General features: G+C 40.0%; 2 protein-coding genes. Both read right to left on the bottom strand.

All coding sequences use genetic code 11. The features are described from left to right. Positions 1 to 82: 82 nt before the first annotated feature. A complete protein-coding gene (locus D7V20_RS18945; RefSeq protein WP_058952677.1) occupies positions 83 to 886 on the bottom strand; it encodes an enoyl-ACP reductase FabI in 804 nt (267 codons plus the stop codon). A gap of 144 nt (positions 887 to 1,030) precedes the next feature. Continuing rightward, the gene (locus D7V20_RS18940) at positions 1,031 to 1,765 is read right to left on the bottom strand and encodes a Bax inhibitor-1/YccA family protein (protein WP_058952676.1); all 735 of its coding nucleotides are present in this window, start codon (positions 1,763 to 1,765) and stop codon (positions 1,031 to 1,033) included. Positions 1,766 to 1,894: the final 129 nt, after the last annotated feature.

Below are 1,894 nucleotides of genomic sequence, written 5' to 3'. Positions count from 1 at the left end.
ATCTTTTTAAAATCTCACTCGCTATCTTCAAAAACAAAGCCGCTATAAAAGCGGCTTTATTAAATGATTTTAATCAATCTAATTATTCATCAAGCATCAAGTCTGGGCTCATCCCCACAGTGTTGAAACCTGCATCGACATACATGATTTCACCGGTAATACCATTTGCCCAAGGTGAGCAAAGGAATAATGCAGCATTACCGACATCTTCAATGGTCACATTACGTTTAAGTGGTGAAATTTTTTCGTTTACATCTAACATTTTGCGGAACGACTTAATCCCTGATGCCGCCAAAGTACGGATTGGCCCTGCTGAAATCGCATTCACACGAATCCCTTCTGCACCCAAGCTTGATGCCAAGTAACGTACGCCCGCTTCTAATGATGCTTTCGCCATACCCATCACATTGTAGTTTGGCATTACACGTTCAGAACCTTGGTAAGTCAAAGTCAATAAACAACCTTGACGAACTAAAAGTAACGGCTTCGCAGCACGCGCCATCGCAATAAAGCTATATGCACTAATGTCATGTGCCACTTTAAAACCATTACGATCCGTTACATCGGTAAAGTCACCATCCAATGTATGCGCAGGCGCAAAACTAATCGAATGTACTACACCGTCTAACCCGTCCCAGTGTTTTGCCAATTCAACAAAAGTCTGTTCAATTTCAGCGTCGACAGCCACATCACATGGTAGAACAATCGTTGAGCCAAATTGTGCTGCAAATTCATCTACACGTTTTTTCAGTTTTTCATTTGGATAAGTAAATGCAAGTTCCGCGCCTTCACGGTGAAGCGCTTGAGCAATACCAAATGCAATTGATAATTTACTTGCAATACCTGCTACTAAAAAACGCTTTCCAGCCAATAGTCCTTGTGCCATGTGACTCTCACTCAAAATAATTTATCTGCATAATGCCAAGTTTAAGTTGAAACCGAAATTGCATAATGCGCCTTTTTTCAATTCATCAACATTCAATAACAAATACGCCCCAATGAAGGGGCGTATTTGTTAAAACTAAGGAGATTAGTCGTCGCCACGCAACATGCTGAGTAGACGTAGGAATGAATAGTACATCCACACCAGAGTCGCTAGTAGTGCAATACCACACAGCCATTCCATCGCTTTCGGAGCGTGTTGTGCCGCAGCACTTTCAATCAAATCAAAATCTAGAATTAAGTTCAGTGATGCAATCACTGCAACAAAAGCGGCAAAACCTAAACCTAATAAATTGTTTTCAAATAAAAATGGAATGCTTGAACCAAAAGCCAAACGCATGACCATCTGCACCACAAAGACAATCGCGATGGCAATTGATGCTGACATCACTACAGATTTGAATTTTTCAGTGGCACGAATAATTTGAAAACGATACAGGCCAAACATCACTAAAGTGGTGACAAAAGTTGCCAAGAGCGCTTGTAAAGGTACACCCGGATATTTCAATTGGAAAATAACCGACACCCCACCTAAAAAAGCACCTTCAAACAAGGCATATGGAATGGCAAGGGTACGTGCGGTATTTGGTTTAAAAGTTGCAATCAGGCCTAAAATTAGACCACCAATCGCACCGACTAAGGTTGCAGCATAGGCTAGCGAAATATTTAAGGTCATGAAACAGTATAAAAACAGTGCTATACCGACCACAGCCGCAATCACTGTAAGTAATACAGACTTCTGAATAGCACCTTGAACAGTCATCGGTTGACTATAGTCCGCATGTGTTTCCACGCGGTTCAAAATAGGGTTATTACTTTGCATAACTCAACTCTTTGTTATAATTTAATTAATTTACTTTATCATAAAGCTTGTTTTAAACTTGTATAGCAAAAAAGTGTTTCTTTTTTCTACACAAATACCCTCAGCTCTATTCGATTTCAATAAAAAAGA

The sequence above is a fragment of the Acinetobacter rongchengensis genome, from assembly GCF_003611475.1.
In the GTDB taxonomy this organism is placed as follows: Bacteria; Pseudomonadota; Gammaproteobacteria; order Pseudomonadales; family Moraxellaceae; genus Acinetobacter; species Acinetobacter rongchengensis.
The sequence above is the reverse complement of the archived record's forward strand: the minus strand, read 5'-3'. Positions and strand labels throughout refer to the sequence as shown.

Excerpts from the sequence above, each read along its gene's own strand:
- D7V20_RS18945 (WP_058952677.1), bottom strand. The coding sequence starts at position 886 with ATGGCACAAGGACTATTGGCTGGAAAGCGTTTTTTAGTAGCAGGTATT.
- D7V20_RS18940 (WP_058952676.1), bottom strand. The coding sequence starts at position 1,765 with ATGCAAAGTAATAACCCTATTTTGAACCGCGTGGAAACACATGCGGAC.